This is a genomic window from Oscillospiraceae bacterium (genome assembly GCA_009780275.1).
Taxonomy (GTDB): Bacteria; Bacillota; Clostridia; order Oscillospirales; family UBA929; genus WRAI01.
Genome location: WRAI01000009.1, coordinates 1 through 20302 on the forward strand (window position 1 = coordinate 1; position 20302 = coordinate 20302).

The 20302-nt window shown below is 49.4% G+C and carries 15 protein-coding genes, 1 tRNA gene and 2 pseudogenes; 7 read left to right on the forward strand and 11 right to left on the reverse strand.

What is annotated here, in order from left to right; all coding sequences use genetic code 11:
- Positions 1 to 226 precede the first annotated feature (226 nt).
- A pseudogene (locus FWE06_03985) lies at positions 227 to 466 on the forward strand (transposase domain-containing protein).
- 83 nt (positions 467 to 549) lie between these two features.
- Here FWE06_03985 and FWE06_03990 read toward each other — a convergent pair.
- From FWE06_03990 to FWE06_04000, 3 genes are all read right to left on the reverse strand, one after another.
- Positions 550 to 1950: a transposase gene (locus tag FWE06_03990; GenBank protein ID MCL2546341.1), complete on the reverse strand. Its 1401-nt coding sequence runs from the start codon at positions 1948 to 1950 to the stop codon at positions 550 to 552.
- Between the two features lie 127 nt (positions 1951 to 2077).
- The gene (locus tag FWE06_03995; protein ID MCL2546342.1) at positions 2078 to 4021 is read right to left on the reverse strand and encodes a hypothetical protein; all 1944 of its coding nucleotides are present in this window, start codon (positions 4019 to 4021) and stop codon (positions 2078 to 2080) included.
- A 360-nt stretch (positions 4022 to 4381) separates the two neighbouring features.
- Positions 4382 to 4813, reverse strand: a complete 432-nt coding sequence (locus FWE06_04000; GenBank protein MCL2546343.1) for a hypothetical protein — start codon at positions 4811 to 4813, stop codon at positions 4382 to 4384.
- A gap of 124 nt (positions 4814 to 4937) precedes the next feature.
- On the opposite strand from FWE06_04000, the gene FWE06_04005 reads away from it, so the two are divergent.
- The 3 genes and pseudogenes from FWE06_04005 to FWE06_04015 all read left to right on the forward strand — a co-directional run bounded on the left by FWE06_04005 (position 4938) and on the right by FWE06_04015 (position 7323).
- The gene (locus tag FWE06_04005; GenBank protein ID MCL2546344.1) at positions 4938 to 5087 is read left to right on the forward strand and encodes a hypothetical protein; all 150 of its coding nucleotides are present in this window, start codon (positions 4938 to 4940) and stop codon (positions 5085 to 5087) included.
- A gap of 641 nt (positions 5088 to 5728) precedes the next feature.
- Positions 5729 to 5932: a helix-turn-helix domain-containing protein gene (locus FWE06_04010; protein MCL2546345.1), complete on the forward strand. Its 204-nt coding sequence runs from the start codon at positions 5729 to 5731 to the stop codon at positions 5930 to 5932.
- A 15-nt stretch (positions 5933 to 5947) separates the two neighbouring features.
- A pseudogene (locus tag FWE06_04015) lies at positions 5948 to 7323 on the forward strand (site-specific integrase).
- A 187-nt stretch (positions 7324 to 7510) separates the two neighbouring features.
- On the opposite strand, the gene FWE06_04020 reads toward FWE06_04015, so the two are convergent.
- The 8 genes from FWE06_04020 to FWE06_04055 form a co-directional block, all read right to left on the reverse strand.
- Positions 7511 to 7585: transfer RNA gene (locus FWE06_04020), tRNA-Arg, on the reverse strand.
- Positions 7586 to 7801: 216 nt separating this feature from the next.
- Positions 7802 to 8923, reverse strand: coding sequence for a hypothetical protein (locus FWE06_04025; protein MCL2546346.1), 1122 nt, complete (start codon positions 8921 to 8923; stop codon positions 7802 to 7804).
- Positions 8924 to 8989: 66 nt separating this feature from the next.
- Positions 8990 to 10327: an MBOAT family protein gene (locus FWE06_04030; protein ID MCL2546347.1), complete on the reverse strand. Its 1338-nt coding sequence runs from the start codon at positions 10325 to 10327 to the stop codon at positions 8990 to 8992.
- A 202-nt stretch (positions 10328 to 10529) separates the two neighbouring features.
- A complete protein-coding gene (locus FWE06_04035; protein MCL2546348.1) occupies positions 10530 to 11264 on the reverse strand; it encodes a hypothetical protein in 735 nt (244 codons plus the stop codon).
- Between the two features lie 146 nt (positions 11265 to 11410).
- A complete protein-coding gene (locus FWE06_04040) occupies positions 11411 to 12142 on the reverse strand; it encodes a sugar phosphate nucleotidyltransferase (GenBank protein MCL2546349.1) in 732 nt (243 codons plus the stop codon).
- On the reverse strand, positions 12139 to 14223 hold the full coding sequence (locus tag FWE06_04045) for a YidC/Oxa1 family membrane protein insertase (protein MCL2546350.1): 2085 nt from the start codon (positions 14221 to 14223) through the stop codon (positions 12139 to 12141). Before FWE06_04045 ends, FWE06_04040 begins: the two co-directional genes overlap by 4 nt.
- A complete protein-coding gene (locus FWE06_04050) occupies positions 14220 to 14408 on the reverse strand; it encodes a hypothetical protein (GenBank protein ID MCL2546351.1) in 189 nt (62 codons plus the stop codon). The genes FWE06_04045 and FWE06_04050 overlap by 4 nt, the downstream gene beginning before the upstream one ends.
- Positions 14409 to 14478: 70 nt before the next feature.
- Positions 14479 to 15978 carry a hypothetical protein gene (locus tag FWE06_04055; GenBank protein ID MCL2546352.1) on the reverse strand — a complete coding sequence of 500 codons (1500 nt, stop codon included), beginning with the start codon at positions 15976 to 15978 and terminating at the stop codon, positions 14479 to 14481.
- A gap of 239 nt (positions 15979 to 16217) precedes the next feature.
- On the opposite strand from FWE06_04055, the gene FWE06_04060 reads away from it, so the two are divergent.
- The 3 genes from FWE06_04060 to FWE06_04070 all read left to right on the forward strand — a co-directional run bounded on the left by FWE06_04060 (position 16218) and on the right by FWE06_04070 (position 20301).
- Positions 16218 to 18044, forward strand: coding sequence for a hypothetical protein (locus FWE06_04060; GenBank protein MCL2546353.1), 1827 nt, complete (start codon positions 16218 to 16220; stop codon positions 18042 to 18044).
- A 98-nt stretch (positions 18045 to 18142) separates the two neighbouring features.
- A complete protein-coding gene (locus tag FWE06_04065; protein ID MCL2546354.1) occupies positions 18143 to 19327 on the forward strand; it encodes an ABC transporter substrate-binding protein in 1185 nt (394 codons plus the stop codon).
- An 80-nt stretch (positions 19328 to 19407) separates the two neighbouring features.
- Positions 19408 to 20301 carry a branched-chain amino acid ABC transporter permease gene (locus FWE06_04070; GenBank protein ID MCL2546355.1) on the forward strand — a complete coding sequence of 298 codons (894 nt, stop codon included), beginning with the start codon at positions 19408 to 19410 and terminating at the stop codon, positions 20299 to 20301.
- Position 20302: the final 1 nt, after the last annotated feature.

A 20302-nucleotide genomic window follows, 5' to 3' on the forward strand; every position in this document is an offset into this window, starting at 1 on the left:
CACAGCCATTTGTAATATGATGAACGATTCAGTGAAATCACATCACTAAGTGCAGAAATTGGGTAGTTTTTCTCGTTGTGCAGGCTCTGCACAGCTAAGTATTCAGATTCAAGGCGCACTAAACTTAACCCTTGTCTCGCCCCCTTTCGAGGGCGTCCAACTTTTTTAGCAGGTCAACCTCCATTTGAAGCCGCAAATTCTCTCGTTCTTTGAACTTTAATTGCGCATCAGACCCTTTGTGATCGGCCGCAAAAACTGGCTGTTTTGCAACACGCAGAAGGGTGCGAGAGCCAGCAGCGTTGTTTATTCTATTGTTGAAACGGCGAAGGAGAACGGGTTGAAACCGTTTGAATACCTTAAGCTCCTGTTTGAATCCGTGCCCAACACCTCCACCGGGACACTGGATAGGCTGCTGCCTTGGGGTGAGGCGGTTCCGGATGAGTGCAGGAGTCCGAAAAAAGATTGATATTTCACTATACCTTGCCTCAGCCGGTGGTTTTCGTTAACAATGCAAAGGGGTGTATAAAATGGAGCTGTTGACAAACACCATCAAAAATCTCGTGCTATGGTGTGTAGCACGAGATTTTTGATGAAATATGATGCAGGCAGAGGAGTTTTCAATGTCGCAATCATCCTTTTTAGATTAACCGCGCACGCCGAGAGGAGGCATTGCTCAGATACTTGAGCTATGCCTCTCATTTTCGCTCGCGTTAGACAATGTCGCGCCTTTTGATGTGCAAAAGTGTCTTCGCACCATATTTTTCGCAGCTTTTGCACTTCGAGATAACGCTCTGTCTTATCATTTTCGTGTTGTTTCTCATATTCTGTCCAATGATAGGAGCGCTCGAAACATTTAATCTTGCCCTTGCCTGCAATACAACTCACTTTAAGCGGGCAATCACGACAATCAGAAGCACGACTTTGATAGCGTTTCACACCACGCCCTTTTCTGAATGAGCTAAAACTTAACAAGCATCCAATCGGACAAATATAGGCATCCAGCGTATGATTATACTCAAACGCCTCACGCGGAAACATGCTTTCGAGTTCCTTGGCACTACTGGCTTTGCGTGGAATATATGTCTTAATCCCACGCTTGTACATTTCGGCGTGTACTTCCGGCACATCATATCCCGCATCGCCGCCAATGGCTGTTGTGGCAAGCCCAAATTTATCCACTTGGTAATTGATGCGTGCGGCGTGATGCTGATGATCAAGGGTATTGCCAGAAGTGACGAATACATCCGTTATGATGCCGCTGCCGCCATCTATCGTTTGATGGTTCAAATAATGAAATCCGGTTGGCTTGCCGGGACGGTTCATCAGACCGCAATCCGCGTCGGTTGTGCTTTGTGTTATTTCTTTTGTTTCGCCTGTCTTTGGTTGAGCTGATTCTTTTATCAGCCCATCGGCTAACGCCATTTCATCTAGTTTTTTCATATATTCCGATGGTTCGTGCTGCACGATGATTGTTTCGCGTTTATCATTTGCGGCATTTGCTCGAATATGAGTAGAGTCCGTCAATAAAACTTCACCCGTGACAAGCCCAACGTTTATGCGTTTTTTCACTATTTCATCGAAAATATCTTCAAATAATCGCGAGTTGTTGAATTTTCGGCGGCGTAATTGCGATAGCGTGGAATGGTTGGGCACCGGCTCGTCCAAATCAATGCCGAGAAACCATCGATACGCGATATTTACTTGTATCTCACTCATCAGCTTACGCTCAGACATCTCGCCGTACAAATAGCCGAGCAGCAGCGTTTTTACAATCACGACCGGGTCAATCGATGGGCGCCCAACTGCCGAATAGAGGTGCGACACCTTTTCGTAGATGAACTCAAAATCTATCGCAGCGGCAATATCGCGCAAGAAATGTTCTTGCGGCATCAGCATCTCTATCGTGCAGAAGTGCATTTTTATTTGTGTGTTTGTACGTTTCGCCATCATCGCAGCAACCTCAACTGAATGTTTGATGACTTTATTATAGCAAATTTCACGCGCAAATGATAGAGGTTTGTCAACAGCTCCAAAAAGTTACCCCTTACAACTGTTTTTAAGTGACACAACATCACGTTTATCCCACCACATTGCCTGTGCGGACCATGGCGATGACCATCATTTGGCACTGGAACTGCATCTGCGGTGAAAAAATATACACACCTAGCTGTGAGCTTGTGTTACTCATTATTCTTGGGTTTTGGTGATACAAGAAATATACTGAGCCTCTCGCCCAACTCGGTACTGCGTCTTGGAACGGCAAGTCAACCTGCGAAATTTCGCCGATTTCCGGCACTTCGCCGCCGAACAGGGTGACAAGCCGGCCCAGCAGCACCGCCGCGCTTTGGCGGTCGACCAGACCGTTCGGGTTGAATCGGACGCCCTCCCAGTTGACCGAGCTCTCGCCCAAAATGACGCCCAACCGCGCCAGGGCAAGCACATCGGGGTCGGCGCTGTCGTCAAACAAAATCTCGTGCAGGCTGCCCGGGTCGCGTGAAGCGACAAAGTCGGCGACCGTCATGCCGCTCTGTGCCTCGATAAACCGCGCCGCCAAATCGGCGATGTAAAGCCGCGGAATGCCCTCCCGCCAAACGCTGTTTTGCAACACGCGCTCGGAAATTAAGCCCATGTCGTAGGCTGTTTCGAGATATTCGCGTGCCCAGCTGTTGGGGTTGGAATCGTAATCCCAAAGAGTGCGGGTGGGCTGCGTTCCGCAGTCGCCATCGCAATCAGGCTCACCGCAGTCATCGCAGGGTTCGAGCGGCGCGGGGCAAATCGACGGATACTCGCCACAGTCATCGCACGGTATCAGTTCCAGCAAGTGAAAAAAGCCGCTGTCATCATTTGGGTCTATCACCTGCACGGGAGTAGTGATATTACGAGGCCAGGCATCACTGTCGTTGTCGCCCAACTGACGTTCAGCATTCCATCCCCACGCCCACACTGTGCCATCGTTACGCAACACTACCGTGTGTACTATACCAGTATTAATTGCTGTCACATTGCTAAGGCCTTGTACTTGCACAGGAGCATTCCGATTGGTCATTGTGCCGTCACCCAATTGCCCCTCACTATTCCAGCCCCAAGTCCATACCGTGCCATTATTACGCAATGCCACAGTATGATTATGTATACTTGCAATAGCTGTCACATTGCTAAGGCCTTGTACTTGCACAGGAGCATAGCTGCTGACATTAGTGCCATCTCCATCCCAATTTGCTCCCCACGCCCACACTGTGCCATCATTACGCAACGCTACCGTATGGAACGCACCAGCCGCAATAGCTGTCACATTGCTAAGGCCTTGCACTCGCGCAGGAGTAAAGCGGTCAACGGCCGTACCGTCACCCAACTGCCCACAGCAATTTTCTCCCCACGCCCACACTGTGCCATCATTACGTAACGCTACGGCATGGCCTCGACTGACATCAACAGCTACCATATTGCTAAGGCCTTGTACTCGCACGGGAACAGTGCTGCGGTCTTCCCAGACACCGCCGGTACCATTGCCCAACCGCCCCTCGTAATTTGAACCCCAAGCCCATACTGTACCATCATTACGCAATGCTATGGTAAAGTTTTTACCAGCCGCAATTGCCGTCACATTATTAAGATTTTGTACTTGCACAGGGCGAGTGCGTCGAAGCGTAGTGCCGTCGCCTAACTCTCCATCCCAATTTGCTCCCCACGCCCACACTGTGCCATCATTACGTAACGCCACCGTATGAGACGCATTGGCTGCAACAGCCGTCACTTCACTAAGATTTCGAACTTGCTGGGGAGCAGGTTCTCTACTTGAGACAGAGCCGCCGTTACCCAGCACGCCTTCCCTATTCGACCCCCAAGCCCACACTGTGCCATCATTGCGCAATGCTACTGTATGCAATTCTCCCGCCGCAATCATCGGCTCGGTAGTAAACGCCGCCGCAGCTAACTCTACCGTCGGCGTCACCGCAGCGGAAGCGGGCAAGAGTGCCAGCAGCATGACGCACAGGATTAGGCTAAAAGTTTTCTTAAACATGGTATGTATCCCTCCGATATTATTTGTGATATAAGTGCAAATTTCGTTAATAATAATTTTACCACAAGTCGCACGAAAAAGCAAGGTATGCCTTACCCTTCTTATGAAACCGGGCAGTTGCTTTTCTCGCTACGCTCAAAAACCGCGACCCGTTTTCCTGACGAACAAAACCACACCACACTCATTGGCGGCGGTGCGGTTTTGCCCGTCAGTCGGCGGGCAGGCATAACACACTAGACTTTGCAAGCAAAATCGTGTGCCAAAGTGGGCTTGCCGCCCCTTTGGAAACCCCGGCCACCGATGAATGTATGACCGTATAAAAGAAAAGAGCCCTGTCAACAAGGCTCTTGTGTGGGATGGCTATTCTGTTTTTAATGTTACACGCATTACATAATTCGCAAATACATGGTCGCCCAGTATATTGTCGGGGCAATCAAGAACGAGTTCTTCGATCAACCCGCCATTCAAGGGTCTAAATAAAACTGGGTCCAAAAATAAACTGGTGTCTCCTGAGCACAGTTTCAAATCAGCGACGCATCCATTGTCAAATTCGACGCTCCATACTTCGAGTGTACAATCCTGATCAATCCCTTCTTTGTCAAAGTCCACTTCCGACAAATCCAGCAATCGCTGCCAGCGAGTCACTGTATCTCTGTCGATTTGCAATTCTTCAAGCATAACCGCATCGCAGCCGGCTTCTAAGCATTTGTGATAATCCGCCATATATCCGTCCGCACCAAGCAATTCGCAGCAGGGCGAGCATGGCATGGATTCATCGTTTTGGAGTTGCATGTGCGAAATCATATTAGGTTTGAGCATATGTAAAGACGATTCGGAGTATGGGCTTGCAATGGGGAAACTTCGAGACTGTTCTTGATAATGTTTAATATTTTATTTATCAAAGGAGTCAATTATTATGACTAACAACACAGCTATCAAAAATCCGGCAAACCAAAACACCGCCAAAATCATCCCTTTTCCTGCACCAAAGCGACAACATGAACCGCAAGAAGAAAATATCATTCGGTTTAACGTTTTTATGGAGTGCTTTTACGCTGACTCATGAATGCTATTTAGCCACTCCTTTTGAAAGGGGAGAGGCCACATTGCGCAGATTACAAGAAGCTCAGCACGGAGAAGGGCCATTCGCGGGAATTTGGGTTACAGTTTTGGCGAAACATCATTTTCGAAAGGCGGAATTGGTTGTAAGCGTCAGCGAAAACATCAAGAACAGCCTTAAGCGTTTCGAGTTTGCGTGGAAAACACCGGCTTCGGCGAACAAAAAAGGGTGTAAATGCCGCAAGACGGCATTTACACCCTCAACATTGCTCACTTTTCGGATATGTCGTCCCAGGCAAACCACATCAACATACCACACGAACTCGCCCCTGTGCAGACGTCGATCTATTTGACGCTTACTTATGTATGACCACTTTCATATTTCGATAAAAAGGCGGTGAAAATCAATGGCTACTTTTTTCTGAACGCACATACTATGGATGAAAGGTAAATTCATCCTAATAGCTGTGGTGGAGTTTGACAATCCCGGCCAACTCATAGATACTAATGATACGAACACCTAATTGACTACACAAATTGATTCGAAAACGCAGCTTTTAAAGATGATGCTTTTGCCTTATCTTTATTAAGTTGCATTGTCCGTGACCGTGTTCATCGCGCTTAGGATATGCAAGGAAAGGGCACATCATGTATCAATCCAATATCCGGTCGCCGCAGCCGGGAGAGCGGCGCACCTATCTTGTTGAGGAAATTGCCGCAATCCTCGGCATTGGCAGAACAAGCGCGTACAAACTTGTGAGGGAGGGGGATTTTAAGACAGTTCGCATCGGCAACGCCATACGAATTTCAAAAAAGTCCTTTGACGAGTGGTTGGACAGCCAAAACACGTAAAGGAGAGAAATTATTATGGCATCTATTATCAAACGCAAAAGTAAATATTCCGTGGTCTATTATTATACAGACGAAAACGGAGATAAACAGCAGAAGTGGGAAACTTGGGGAACCCATAAGGAAGCCTTGCGGCGCAAGGCAGAGGTTGAAAACCAGCAGAACGAAGGGACTTTCATCCCGCCGCAGAACCAGACTGTGTCCGGCTTTCTATATGATTTCGTTTCCTTGTACGGAGAAGCTAATTGGAGTATGTCTACCTACGATGGCAACGTCGGGCTGATTAGCAACTACATCAATCCGATAATCGGCGACACACCGGTTCAGGATGCGACCCCAGATTCATTGACGCTTATTACAAGCAGTTGAAAAAGACTGAGCCGGTTAAAAGTCGGAATCGCAAGCCCAAGAATGAATACCTTACCGACACAACGATCGCGCTGGTTCATAAGCTGCTTAAGTGCGCTTTTAAACAGGCGGTTCGTTGGGAAATGATCGCAAGAAATCCTTTTGAGAATGTCACCATAAAAAAGGTAGCCTATAAAAAGCGTGACATATGGGATGCGGATATGATTCGGAAGGCTTTGGATCAATGCAGAGACAGCAAACTGTACATAGCGCTGAATTTGGCCTTCGCCTGTTCCATGCGGGAGGGCGAGATTTTAGGACTGGCTTGGGATAACGTACATATCTCCGATGAAAACATCATTGCGGATGATGCGTATGTTTACATCGATAAGGAACTGCTGCGCTGCTCAAAACGCTCCCTTGAGGTTTTAGACAAACGGGATGTCATACACATCTTTTCACCGATGATGGGCAACACCAGCACCCGCGTTGTACTCAAGAAACCCAAAACCGAATCAAGCATCCGCAAAGTGTGGCTGCCAAAGACAGTTGCCCACATCCTACGGCAATGGAAAGATGCGCAGGACGAACTCAAAGATTTTCTTAGAGATGAGTATCAGGATTACAATCTGGTCATCGCTTTGCCTAACGGCCGCCCGTGCGAGGGAAGAATTCTGCTGAAAGAGTTTGAAAAGCTGCGTGAGCAAGCTGGGTTGCCAAATGTGGTGTTTCACTCCCTACGACATTCCAGCACGACTTATAAGCTGAAACTCAATCACGGTGACCTGAAAGCTACCCAAGGCGACACCGGCCACGCGGAAATCGACATGATCGCCAAAGTGTACGCACATATTCTTGATGAGGATAGGAAGGTGAACGCGCAGAAGTTTGAAGCGGCGTTTTACTCTAACCCTGATTTAAGGGATGTGCGCCCACCTGAACAGGAAAAGTCTACGGTAGATTTAGCGGCTATGTTTGAGCAGTTAAAGAGCTCACCGGAAATGATTGAAATGCTTGCTAAGATGTTGGAGTCGAACTCAAAATGAGTACTATACCATGTAGTCCCATTAGCAAAGTGGTTCGTTTTATTAGCAAAATACCCTTAAAGCGTTCGACTCTAATTAGCAAACATGCAACGAGATTGTATAATATTTCATTCGCGCATTTGCTGCCATCAAACTCTGGTGGAAAGAAAGCAACAACACCGCAACCACTGCGGCTACGGCGTTTGCATGGCACCCCCGGCAGGGATCGAACCTGCATTCCGCCCTTAGGAGGGGCGTACACTATCCATTGTGTTACGGAGGCTTATTCACTTTTTATGCGGAATTTATGGGCTTTTAGAATCGAACGGTCTTGTCCTTAGGAGGGGCTTGTACTATCCCTTGTACGATGAGGGCCAATGAGCAAAAAGTGAAACGTAGATTGGGTTCTTAGGAGGATCTCGTTATATCCATTTAACTACGGGGGTACATATGATTTTAGTATATATTATCAGATGCAGAAAATCAATAGTGCAAATTATTATCTGCCTTGGAACAGTACCGAGTTATTTAAAATTTGCGTGCTGTATAAAAACAATACATCAGATTCGGGCGTAAACGTAAAGACATCATCCAACACTCGACCATGAATCAGACGGAGGTCAATGAGTACGACTTGGTCATATCCCTCACTCAGTGCAAGAAGGGGTGCAATACTGGAACCAAATGAGTCGCGGAAAACATATAAATTGCGCCCGGTTTGATGCCCCGTTTCCAGCCAAATGAGCGGCTGTGGGCCGCGCAGGAAGATGTTGAACGGGTCAACGCTATGAAAGCCGCGCTCGTCATGAACAGGGCCTTGCTGAATGCCTTGCGGTGTCCAGTAATACGCCGTGACGCCGGGAATATCATGAATGCGCATTATATCAGGGCGCATGGGCAGAGCCAGTTGTCCGTAGTATGCGCCGCGCCATTCGCCGACAGTCTGAATATCAGTTTGTTGAGGCATGGGAAAGTCCATGGCTTGCGACAAAGCGGCAACAACATCCCATAGCCGTGTTTGATCCCAGTGCAGGTCGGTATAATAAAAATCGCCAATAGTCAGTGCAGCGGTGATGTCAATCATTTCAACGTCGGGCAGCTCCTCTTGAATAATCGCCATGCCGCGAATAGGATCAAGCTCCAGTTGATGGTGAGGTGTGTAGAAGCTCTTGCCGGGGATGACGGAAAAATACAAGTTTAATCCGTCCATCAACTCAAACAAACTGCCGATTTGTGCAGCACTTCGGCGATACTGCGCTTCGTCAAGCTGTTCGAGGCTGCCGATGCCTGCCTCGCGGGTGAAGAAGAGACCGTCTTTGCTTGCTTGGCGGAAGATGTGAAACATAGTCATAGCACGTACTGAGCGCAATTGCTCACGGAAAACAAAATTATCGGTTACATAGCTGTCAAAGCCGCCGACATTGTGGTCGTTGCCGACCATGAATTCGCCGCTGAAGAGGGTATTTAGCGTAAAATTGGGCGATTGGGCGGGGCGGCGGCGTTCGCTGTCGATGAACTCGGGCGGGGTAATGACGAAATTTAGCATGGTAAAACTGCCGATGACGATGAAAAAGACAGCCAGCGTGATGATTTCACGTAATTTTATTTTTGCTGTGCTCATGAGTCCAAACCTCTTAGAATTTCTTAAAAACGGCGCGTAAAGCGGCGGGATTAGTTGAATGTTTGCCTAAAAACGTACATAGAGTAGCGGGTCGAACGTTGTGTCAACCAGAAACGCCGTTGAGACGATTAAACAGAGCGCTACGGCGACCGGCTCTAACCACCGTACATAGCGTGTCATAAACAGGCGCCGCGGCAGCTCAGTTGAGCCGATGGCTGCCAGTGCCAGCAAAACGGCATAGCTGCGCAGATAAAACAGTGACAATGGTCCGGCCAGACTTTGGGCTTCAAAAACATTGTTGGCGCGGAAAATCATAAAGCTGATTAAAACGATGATCAGTGTATAGATGTGCCGGAAGATGGCCGAGCGGTTTGCTAAGAAATTGCCCAGCAGTTTCTTCTCGACGAGGAGGACGACAACAAAGAAGAGTCCCCAAAGGATGAAATTCCAAGCTGCGCCCTGCAAGAAGCCGATGAGAGACCAAACAACGAGGATGTTGAGCCATTGGCGCTTGCGATTACCGCCCATGGGGATGTAGATGTAGTCGCGCAGCCATAATCCGAGCGAGATGTGCCAGCGCCGCCAAAAATCGGTGATGCTTTGGGCAGTAAGGGGGTAGTTAAAGTTTTCGGTAATGCGGAAGCCGAAGATACGTCCCAGGGCAATAGCCATATCGCTGTAGCCCGAGAACTGGAAATAGATTTGAAATGTAAAGGACGCCGAGCGCAGTACGATGGCGAGGACGCTTGCCTCGGCGCCCAAAGCCGTCGTCAAATTGGCCATTGCGCCGCCAATCAGAATGGATTTACCAAGACCAACGGTGAAACGCCGTATGCCCTCGTAAAAATCATTGAATGTACTTTTACGTTGGGTCAGTGCCGGTATGATGTCGGCGTAGCGCACGATGGGGCCCGCCATAACTTGCGGGAACAGCATGACATAGGTCGCCAATGTCAGCGGATTCTTTTGCACTTGGACGGTGCCGCGATAGAGGTCAATATTGTAGCTCAGCAACTGGAAGGTATAAAAGCTGATGCCGAGCGGTACAATCAACCATGTCAGTTCAGAAATGCCGAGGCCTGTAATGGCGTTGAAATTTTCGATAAAGAAGTTGGTATACTTAAAAAACATCAGCCCGGCCAGACCGACGACAATGCTCAAAATCAAAGTGACACGCGCTTTAAGTGTGCCATGCCATTTGTGGATAAACAACCCGAAGAGCCAGGCCAAAAAGACTTGACCCAAAATCAGAAATAGAAATTTCGGTCCGCCCCAAGCATAGAAAACCATGCTGGCAATTAGCAATACCATATTGCGCAACGGGATCTTGTTGGGCGTTATAAAATAGATGATGAGTAGGGCAGGCAAGAAGTAGTATAGGAACTCAATGCTGGCGAACATCATAAGGCGATCTCCTTGGTGAACGACGGTCGTTAAGCGTATGAAAGCGATGGCGGAAAACATTTGTCTTCACTAAAAAAATAGAGGGGGATTTTTATTTTTGCGTACGGTGTAAAGAAAAATGTCTAGCCGTGCTATATCACAGTGCTACAATGGGGCAAGGGCGGCAGATAAGTTGCCGCCCTTGTAAGGTGTTTAGTATTCTCTATTCGTTATCGTTGTCAATCACATCAATGCCGCCGTTATTGGCGTCGAAAACATAGTCACTATCGCCGTCAATCTCCATGCCACCAATGTCTTCCATGCCGCCGCCGAAACCAAAGCCGCCGTCAGGATCTTCATCCCACCAGACTTCGCCGTCCCATTCAAAGAAGACGTTGGCAGTCACATTGACGCCGAGTGTTTCATTAAATGCCGCGGCAAGGGCATCGCGTTGGCCGGCCTTTCCGGAAGCCAAGAGGACATAGTTGCCGGCCTGCATGACCATTGACCAGTCGGGAGAAACACAAATCCATTTGCGCGGATCAAACCCGCTTGCCAGCGCGCCGGCAAGACGAGCGGCATCGGCAGCATTTTCCGTTTCGAATAAGAAGGCTTCTTGGGGGAGTGTTGCAATCATGGACAATGCGTGTGAAACATTGACAACATCATTCTCAAACTGCGTCATGGTAATGCCGAGTTGATTTTCAACATACACCGGAATCTCGTCTTCGCCAATCCATTCATTGGGAAAAGATTCCATCATGCTGGGGAACAACATGTCAAAATCGTCGAGGTTGGCGTTGGCTTCTTCAATGATGGCAGTCAGCATAGCGCCGGTGTTGGCAAAGTTGTGGTCAACATCAACATTATTGCCTGCGCCACCGCTGTCACCATTACAGGCCGCCAGTATGGCCAACATGAATACTAAGCAAAGTGAAAGTGTCAGAATTTTTTTCATGTACAGAAATCTCCTTAATATTTGATATATGTTTTGCACATTGTAAGGCTCATTATACACGAAATGTCAAGCAATTGTCAATAGGTGGCTTGTAAACAATCTGTAAATCCCGATTTTATATTATGAACAAGAATGATATGTGCTGTTTACAACAGCCTGTTATCGCTTAGCTTCCTGTACATATCTTGGCCATAGACAAGGTCATCGGCGTTGTCAATTTCAAAGCAGGCGCGGCCGCCGATTTCCAAAGGCAAAACATTGGTTGCATGGCTAATTTCGTTGAAAGCGTTTTCGGCGTATACGCTTGTGTTGCCGGCAAGGCAAAACCGTTCAATTTCTTGCAGCCACAGCAGCCAATCGGCTTTGCATAGTTTGTACATTGGCTGAGCATAGCGCGACTGTGCGCAAAATTCATGTACGCCGACGCGGCGAACGCGGCCGTCTTGTACGACGGCTTTGAAATCTTTTTTCGGCAGGGGCAATGTTGTGTCTGTGACCATGATGCTGTTTGGTGAATCTAACGCGTTGTGCAATACGCTGCGCTCAAAGACCAAATCGCCGTGTAGCAGCAAAATGTCATCTTGCAGCATGTCTTTGGCCAGATAGATCGAATAGATATAGTTGGTTTGCTCAAACTTGTCATTGTGGACAAACGTGATGTTCAGGTCGGAGTAGCGTGCCGCAATGTGGGCTTGCAACTTTTCGGCAAACGCGCCGGTCGTGATGCAGATATCGGTCAGTCCCGTCTCAATGAGCAGTTTGAGCTGTGCATCAAGTATCGTTGCGTCATTGGCGACCTCAACGAGACACTTGCAAGTAAATTCGGTTAAGCTGCCCATGCGTACACCGCGGCCGGAGTTTAAGATAAGTGCTTTCATGCCTGCTTCCTGCTTTCCAGCTGCTGAATAATATACTTACCGCCCGCCTCGCCGTTGCGGCCGGGATGGTAAAGGTATTTTTCCTTGGCTTGTACGATCTGCTCTTTGTAGCCGCCTTGGTTTGACAGCAGTTGTGTGACGGTTTGGTTGAGGTTATCCGTGTCATCGGGGTCAACCGATACGCCGACCATGTCGCGCAGAACGATGTCTACGACTTCGATCTCAGGGCCGAATTGCTCATAGTTAGGATTCATGACCTTCATCGGCGTGTTGATGAAAACACAGGGACGTAGTGTGCAGTAGGCAAATTCAAACGCGATATTGGACCAATCGGTGATGAGCAGGTCAGCGGTAAAGACCGAGGTGTTGTCGGCAAAATCCAAGACGAAAGTAATGTCGCCGTTGTTGGCGTATCGCTCTTGCAGGGCGTTCATGCGTGAGGGAAAGAGGCGGATATATTGTGGGTGGGGACGGATGATAATCTCATAGCCCTGATCGATCAGCGATGACAGCATGGGATCAATGCACAAGTCGAGCAAGTTGTCTTGCTGCCATGACGGGGCGATGAGGATCTTGGGGCGACTGTCGTCTGCAAGCTTTTCATTGCGCGTTTGCGGTAAAGTTTGATATGATTCTGCCAGTTGGTCATATAAGCCGTAGCCGGCCTTGACCAGCTTCTTGCGCGGCAAATCGGCCAACGCTTCGCGGCGGCGCACTTCGTTGTTTTGATGTTGGCCGACGCAGAGTATCGTGTTAAAATGATCGCAGGCGGCTTCTTTCATAGTGACGTGCAGACTTGCCATGCTGTGCGGAATGAAGATATACTCAATGTCGTCACGCACGATGGAGCGCTTCATGTGGAAGGTTTGCAGGTCGGGTACAGTGGTGACCATAATATCGGTATTCAGGCGCAGCATAAGCCCGATGGTTTTGCGTTGGCCGGCATAGTAGGGGATAATGCGGTCGTTGTCGTGCTTGAACACGCCGTCGTCTGGGTCATTGGTCAAGTAGTGGATGGTCGCGTCGCTGTGCGCCAAAATATAGTCGATGATATTTTTATAATACCTATACTGCCCGCCGCTGAGGGCGTAAAAGACAAGCTGTTTTTTCGCTGCGGCAAATCGTGCTGCGTCAGCTTTTTCACGGGATTTGAGCCCTTTGTTGCGCACGCGCTCTTGACGCAGTTGCTCGGGCGTCTTGCGTGTAGCCTGGATGTGGGCGATGGCGTCACCGGCCAGCTTTTTGGGCGGCAGAAGTGCATTCAGCAAATAGACCACGCCAATGGCAGTGAGGTTGCCGATCGTCCAGTACAGCCCGACACCCACTGGCAGAACAGCGGCGAAATAGACAGATAGGCAGACGGTAAAGATAATCAAACCGTAGTTGGTGCGGCGGCTTTGACTGATGGCGCCGGGGCTGATAGCATTTTGTACCAGTGAGAAAATCAGCGCGGCAAGCCCCGACAGCAGAATGATAATCAATTCAATCGAGGGTTGTGCCAGTGACGGTGTCGCACCTAAATTGAGGCCAAGAAAGTGCAGATTCGTGCCCTGTATTTGAGCAAACACCTCATAGCCATTGGGATATGCCGACAATGCTTCACGGAAAGCCGGCCAATTTTCGGGGTGTTGGAAAGCTTCGAGAACATTCAATTGCGCTGCGAATCCGCCTGAAGAGCCATCCATACCGCGCACGGTGGTCACCAGGGTATCAATGATTTGGCTGTCCAGGCGCAACATGTGTTGCAATGGGTGGTACATAACTTGCAGCATGCCCATAATCAAAAACAACTGCACAAGCAGCGGCAACAGCCCGACCAGCGGGCTGTATTTTTCACGCTTGAACAAGTCGTATTGCGCTTCGTGCAGCGCGTCGCCGGTATAGCGCTGTTTCAAGATATACAGCTCGGGTTGCAGGCGAAGCAGGCGAATGGAGTTTTTGTGCGCGACAAGCATGATGGGAAACAGAACAGCCTTGACAATGACGGCAAACGCCAAAATCGCCAGTCCGTAACTGTCGAACAGGCGATAGGGGATGTATATGATAAATCCTAAGGGTGTGCCTAAAACCGTGTTAATCATTCGTCGTCAAGCATGTCAACGGCGTCTTCTTGAACATCATTTTGCGGTGTGTTGCCCGCGTTTTTGTCGCGGGAGAACAGGCCGCGAATCTTACGGCGAAAGGCAAACAAAAGGCCGCCGCCCACGGCGACGATGGCGATAATTACTTGCAGCAACATGCCGCCAAATCCCGGGTCCAGATACATAATGTTTTCATCCTTTGTGTGAGAATATTTATTTAGATGTCAGAGGCACATTCGGTGACCGCGCCCCATGTTACGGCAACAACGCGTAATTTTCGCCAACAAACCGATTGACAAGCTCGCGGGTGATGTTTCGCGGTTCGAGGGGGGCGTCCAAGCCGCCATATGCAGGGGGGATTCGTACGGCACTGAACGTGGAGTGGATTAGCGTTAAGATTTGCTCCATCGGGTAGCCTTGTTCGACCAAATGTCCCTGAGTTCCCGGGAGGTGAAACCCGTGGTCGGATTGCAGCACGATGACGGCGTTTGGATTTTCGCTCAGCACCAGGTCGATGTGATACAGCATTTGTTCGGTGGCGTACTCAAATGCCGGCGGGTATAGGTAGTATCTGGAACTGCCGCCGGTCAAAGGATTATCAAGCAAGTGTGTGTACATAAACTCCCGCCAAAGAAAATGCGCTTCGGGCACGAAATTTTCATCACGGGTTTGCACCAATATACGTTCCGGTTCAGGATCGAAACGGAGGGGTGTTGCCAATGTTAAAAGCCGCGCCAAATCGCCGTCGGGAAAGCGGCGCCAAAGCGGCAGGGTGTAGCGGTGTTCGACGCTTAGATGATCAAGATTAGACGGTATGCGATCGCGCACATTGCCGATGATTTCAATATCATACCTGGCGGCGATAAGCGCGGCAAACAGTTCGTAGTTGGGAATAAGATTGTCGACATAAGTCAGCCCGACTTGCGTCAACGCATCTGACAAGGCTTGTGTTTTGGACGCGCGCAATTCGTTTTCGTGTTTGGCTAAGAGTTCACCCCAAAAGCTGTCGTAAAATGCCGGAGAGAGCAGAGCCGGCAACGCCGCATACGTGAAACCCGCGTTGAGGGAGGCGTTGGGATAAATCAAAAAGCCGCGTTCAGCAAGGGCGTCGCGCAAGGCTTGCTGGTCTTCGCCCCAAAAATCTTCCACCGTTTCGAGGCTCATCATGCCGTCCATATGAAACCAATAGATGTCGGGGCGAGATATGTCACGGTCGACATTGAAGCCTTGTTTGATATAAAACAGTGTTTCATTTTCAACATTGGCGCGGGCGCGGGCGAGTATGATTTGTTGGTTGACGCCGGGGAACAGATTGAACAAAAATAATGCGATAACGGCAAAAGTAAATGCGTCGAAGGCGGGACGGATTTTTTCGAAGGGCGGCTTGAACTTGCGGAGCAGCAACACTGCGGCGGCGAAGCCGATGAACAGCAAAGTTATGAGTGTGATGCGACGGCCGAATATCCGGCCGATGCGCGAAGAGAAGCGAAAAACAGGCTCAAAAAGCCAAAAAGCTACCCAAAATCCAAGGGTGACCAGCAGCGCGGCTTGCCGGCTTTTGAGGAACAATTGCAAGAATATAAAGAAGAGCAGACTTGCGACGGCAAAAAACGCAGCGACAATCAGCACATGAGTGAAAAAAAGGAAGCTGTCGGCGTGGTTGCGGTTGTACAGACGAAACAACAAAATGCTTGGCAGCAACGCTACTGCAATATAATACAAAATGCAGTCAAAGTGGAATTTTTTCTCGGACATGGGAAATGCGCTCCTTGTTGAAATGTTATTTAACGACCTAGTATAGCACATTGTGTCAGAAAACGCAAGGGCAAAGATGTACTTGTTATTTTTTAGCCGGTGTGATATACTGAATGCAGTACATTAGTTTCGAAAGTGATTTTGCGGGGAGACAGTATACATGATAGACATACAATCATATCAAGAGTATTTGCGCGACAACGGGTACGGCAAAGGAACCGAGGAGCACAAACGGCGCATTGGCCGAGCAGCTCAATGCCATCATAGCTGAAAATGATGGCAGCGTGACGATGGGTGATTTGGCGCGGCTTTTTCCGATGATGCCGCATCGAGCGGCAGGGTGGTTTAACAAAACGGCGCACAAGTTTTTCTTTGAATTGACCGATTTTCTTCAGCTTGATGCGGGTAATTTTGAAACTGATGCGTTGATTGCACCTGTTAAGGCGTACAGTACGCAGTTTTTTCAAGACCGTGCAGCAGATGTGGCGCGCTTTACTTGCGAAGCCATGTATCCCATCCCTGCCGATGTTAAAATCGATTCGATGTGGCTGGGCGGTTTGACCAATGAGCAGTTTGTTCAGGCATTTAGCGATTTGCAAGGTATTTTAATCGGGGCCTATTTCGATATCGAACAGGATGCTTTTGCCTGGGGTTTCCCGAGCGCGTTTGATAAAGAGCAGCTTGCGGCGCGCGTCAGCGATGTGCTCGTTTCGCTCGGCGTTGCCTCGACGCTTGACAATCATGTCTTGATCGTTGAGGGACGGTACTTTAACCCTATGATCAAAAATCGAAAGAAAATTCCGTTGGTCATTGCCGGGTTGGAGAGTTTGGGCTTGGCGTTCGAAGGATATAGCGCTAAATCGGAAACATTTCGCGTGTCCTATCCGGACAACCCGTATGTGATGGATGTGCTAAAAACTTACGGCCGACGGTATGAACAACATTTTTGCCGGCGGTGCGCCGGATGTGAGCGCAAGGAGGGCGCTTGCCCGCGGCAAAGCATGTTGCGCAGCCATTTGTTTTCCTACCGCCATTTTGAGGATGCAGCGACACAGGCATACGAAACGGAATTTCTCATCGAAGCCGACACGCTGGGTGACGAAGCGCGTGATATCGTCTTATGGCTGCGTGAAAATGCATCCAGCTATGGGCTTCAGCTCAATCCGCATCGAATCTCTTGCGGCCAATTGATTTCGTTTAAGGATATCAAATCAAAGAAATGTTGTGACCGAGATAAATGCGTTTTATTTGGCAATAAAAACGACGAGTACAGCGACAAACATGTGGCACTGACAGTCAAGCTCAACAAAGTATTTGATGCCGAGCCCCAAAAAGTCAAAGCGTTGGTCAAGCGTTTCCCGCAGGCGTTTGCCTCATTTGACGATCCCGATTCAACCGAAACTTGTTGTCACAACAGAGAGTGCGGTGGACGGTTATATTATAAGATTGACGGCAAACAGCGGTATCGTTGCGGACGTTCTTTCGTATTCAAAAACCCGACGCTTGACGATGTCAAAGCTGTGTTGGCGTTGACTGTCCTTGAGCGTAATTTGCCCGAAATTAAGCCGAAAATTGAAGATATCATTCAAGAGAAATTGAGTATTAAGCAACAGCAGCAGGTGTTGGGCCTTGTCACGTATACGCAGACGCTGAAACGGTCGTTGAGCAGCGCGGGGCGCAATCGTTGGTCGGCGCAATATAAGGGTAAGCGTTTGTTTACCATGAGTGTGCGAAACGGCGAATGGTTTTTGCGTCCCGAGATTAAGTTCGATGACGCGTTTTTCGCCTATATCGAGCGCGAGGGATTGCAGTCGGCGCTTTGGGACAACATGTGCCGCTGTTACGGCTGCGACTGCGGCAGAGAAAACTGCAGCAACATGGTGACGCTCACCGTGCTCGGCAAAGTGCTTGACAATGTCTGCAACAATAAGATCATTTTCCACAACCCCGGCGCCGAAGCGCTGGCGTTCTTTAAAGCTGTGATGTTCTATCGGATGGAGACATTGCGAACGGGCGATGAAAAATGGATATGGTGGGAAAATTCAGAGAGCAACAGCAAGAAATAGCCGGTGCAAACGACCTCCCTTGACATTTTTCAACGTAAGGGCTATAATAATGGCTTAGTCGGCTGTCATGCCGCAAAAAATGATTATGGGAGGAAACAATGATGAAACGCAAAATTTTGGCTTTGGCGCTGGCCGCCGCAATGCTGGCCGCTTTGCTCGCAGGCTGCGCAGGGGGAACGGCAGTCAACACGCGGGAAGAGGTGACCATTGGTATTTTGGCGCCGAAGACGGGCGATGCCTCGCAGTTTGGCGTAGCGGTGTATCAGGGCCTTACCCTTTACATCGAGCAGTTCAACGCGCAAGACAACGGTCTGCAAATCCACACAAGGCTTTTCGATGAAGAAGGACTTCCTGAGCGTGCCGTTATCGGATACAACAGCTTGGTCGACTTTGGCGTGACCGCCATTATCGGAAGCGTGACCAGCGGCCCGACGATGGCCGTGGTACCGCGCGCGTTTGAAGACGGTATGCCTATGATTACCGCAACGGCGACACACGCAAACGTAACGGTCAATGCCGAAGACGGAAGCGTGTTTACCAATATGTTCCGCGCTTGCTTCATTGATCCGTACCAGGGTGAGAAGATGGCCCTGTTTGCTGTCGAAGAATTGGGGGCGACAACAGCAGCTATCTTGTACAGCCATGAGATTGATTATTCTGTCGGGTTGAAAAACGCGTTTGTCCAAAAGGCCGGGGAGCTCGGCTTGGAAATCGTAGCCGAAGAGCGCTTTGCCGACCAAGCCGTTGATTTCAGAGCGCAGCTGACCAACATCGCGCAAGCCAGTCCCGATGTGCTGTTTGTGCCGGCGTATTATCGCCATGTCGGCTTGATAGGGCCGCAGAGCGCCGAAGTTGGGCTTGACGACACCACTTTCCTGGGTGCTGACGGTTGGGCGACCATTGGTGACTTTATGGGGGACACAAGCAGCATCGAAGGCGCGTATTTCCTGACCGGATTCTCGCCCGACGCGGAAGACGCGATGGTGCAGCAGTTTATCGCCGACTATACCCAACGTTGGGGCGAAGCGCCCAATATGTTCGCCGCACAGGCCTTTGATGCCGCGATGATTTTAATTGCTGCGATTCAACGTACATTGGCCGCCGATACCGACATCGTGCCCGGCAGCGACGAGTTCAAAGCCGCGCTGATTGCGCAAATGGCTGTCACTGACCTGACCGGTGTAACGGGTCATGTTACTTTTGATGCATACAACAACCCGCAAAAAACGGCCGTTATCTTGAATATGGTTGATGGTAAAGAGACGTTCTGGGGTTACTTCTAAGGATTTAGCAAAACACTAGGGGAAGAAAATTTTTTCTTCCCCTAGTGTTAAATCTATGTCTATGAACACGAGGTACATACATGGTATTTGTTTCTCAACTGATTAATGGGCTGCAATTGGGCTCAATTTATGCATTGGTTGCCCTGGGCTACACCATGGTATATGGTATTATTAAGCTGCTCAACTTCGCCCACGGCGATGTCATTATGGTGGGCGGTTACATTGCGCTGAACGCGCTGTCTTTTGGGTGGCATCCCGTCGTCGCGGCGTTAGCGACAGTACTGGGTTGCATGATTTTAGCCGTTGTCATGGAAAAACTGGCCTATCGGCCCATTCGCTTCGCGCCGCGGCTGTCTTTGCTGATTACCGCCATTGGCCTGTCGATTCTTTTGCAGAACTTGGCGCAACTTATCTTTAGCGCAAGTCCTCAATTCTTCCCCACAAGAGACCTTTTTCCCTTTATAACGGATGATACGACGTCGCTGCAAATTGGCGAGCTGCAAATCGGCTATGTGCCGCTGATTACCATTTTGGTTTCGCTTGTGTCAATGGTGGCGCTGACCATTTTAGTGCAGAAGACAAAGCTGGGCAAAGCCATGCGCGCCGTGAGCGAAGATACCGGTGCGGCGCAACTGATGGGCATTAATGTAAACACGATCATCACCTTCACCTTCGCGATAGGCGCGGCGTTGGCGGGCATCGGCGCGCTGCTTTACGGTGCGGGCTACCCGCGGATAGAGCCGACACTTGGTGTTATGCTGGGATTAAAAGCTTTTGTTGCGGCGGTTGTGGGCGGCATCGGCTCAATCCCTGGTGCAATGATTGGCGGCTTTGCAATTGGATTGCTGGAAGTTTTAGTCAAAAGCATTGGTTGGTCGGGCTGGGTCGACGGCGCAGTTTTCTTAATTTTGATTATTGTGTTGCTCGTAAAGCCATCCGGCATTATGGGCCGCAATCTGATGGAAAAGGTATAAG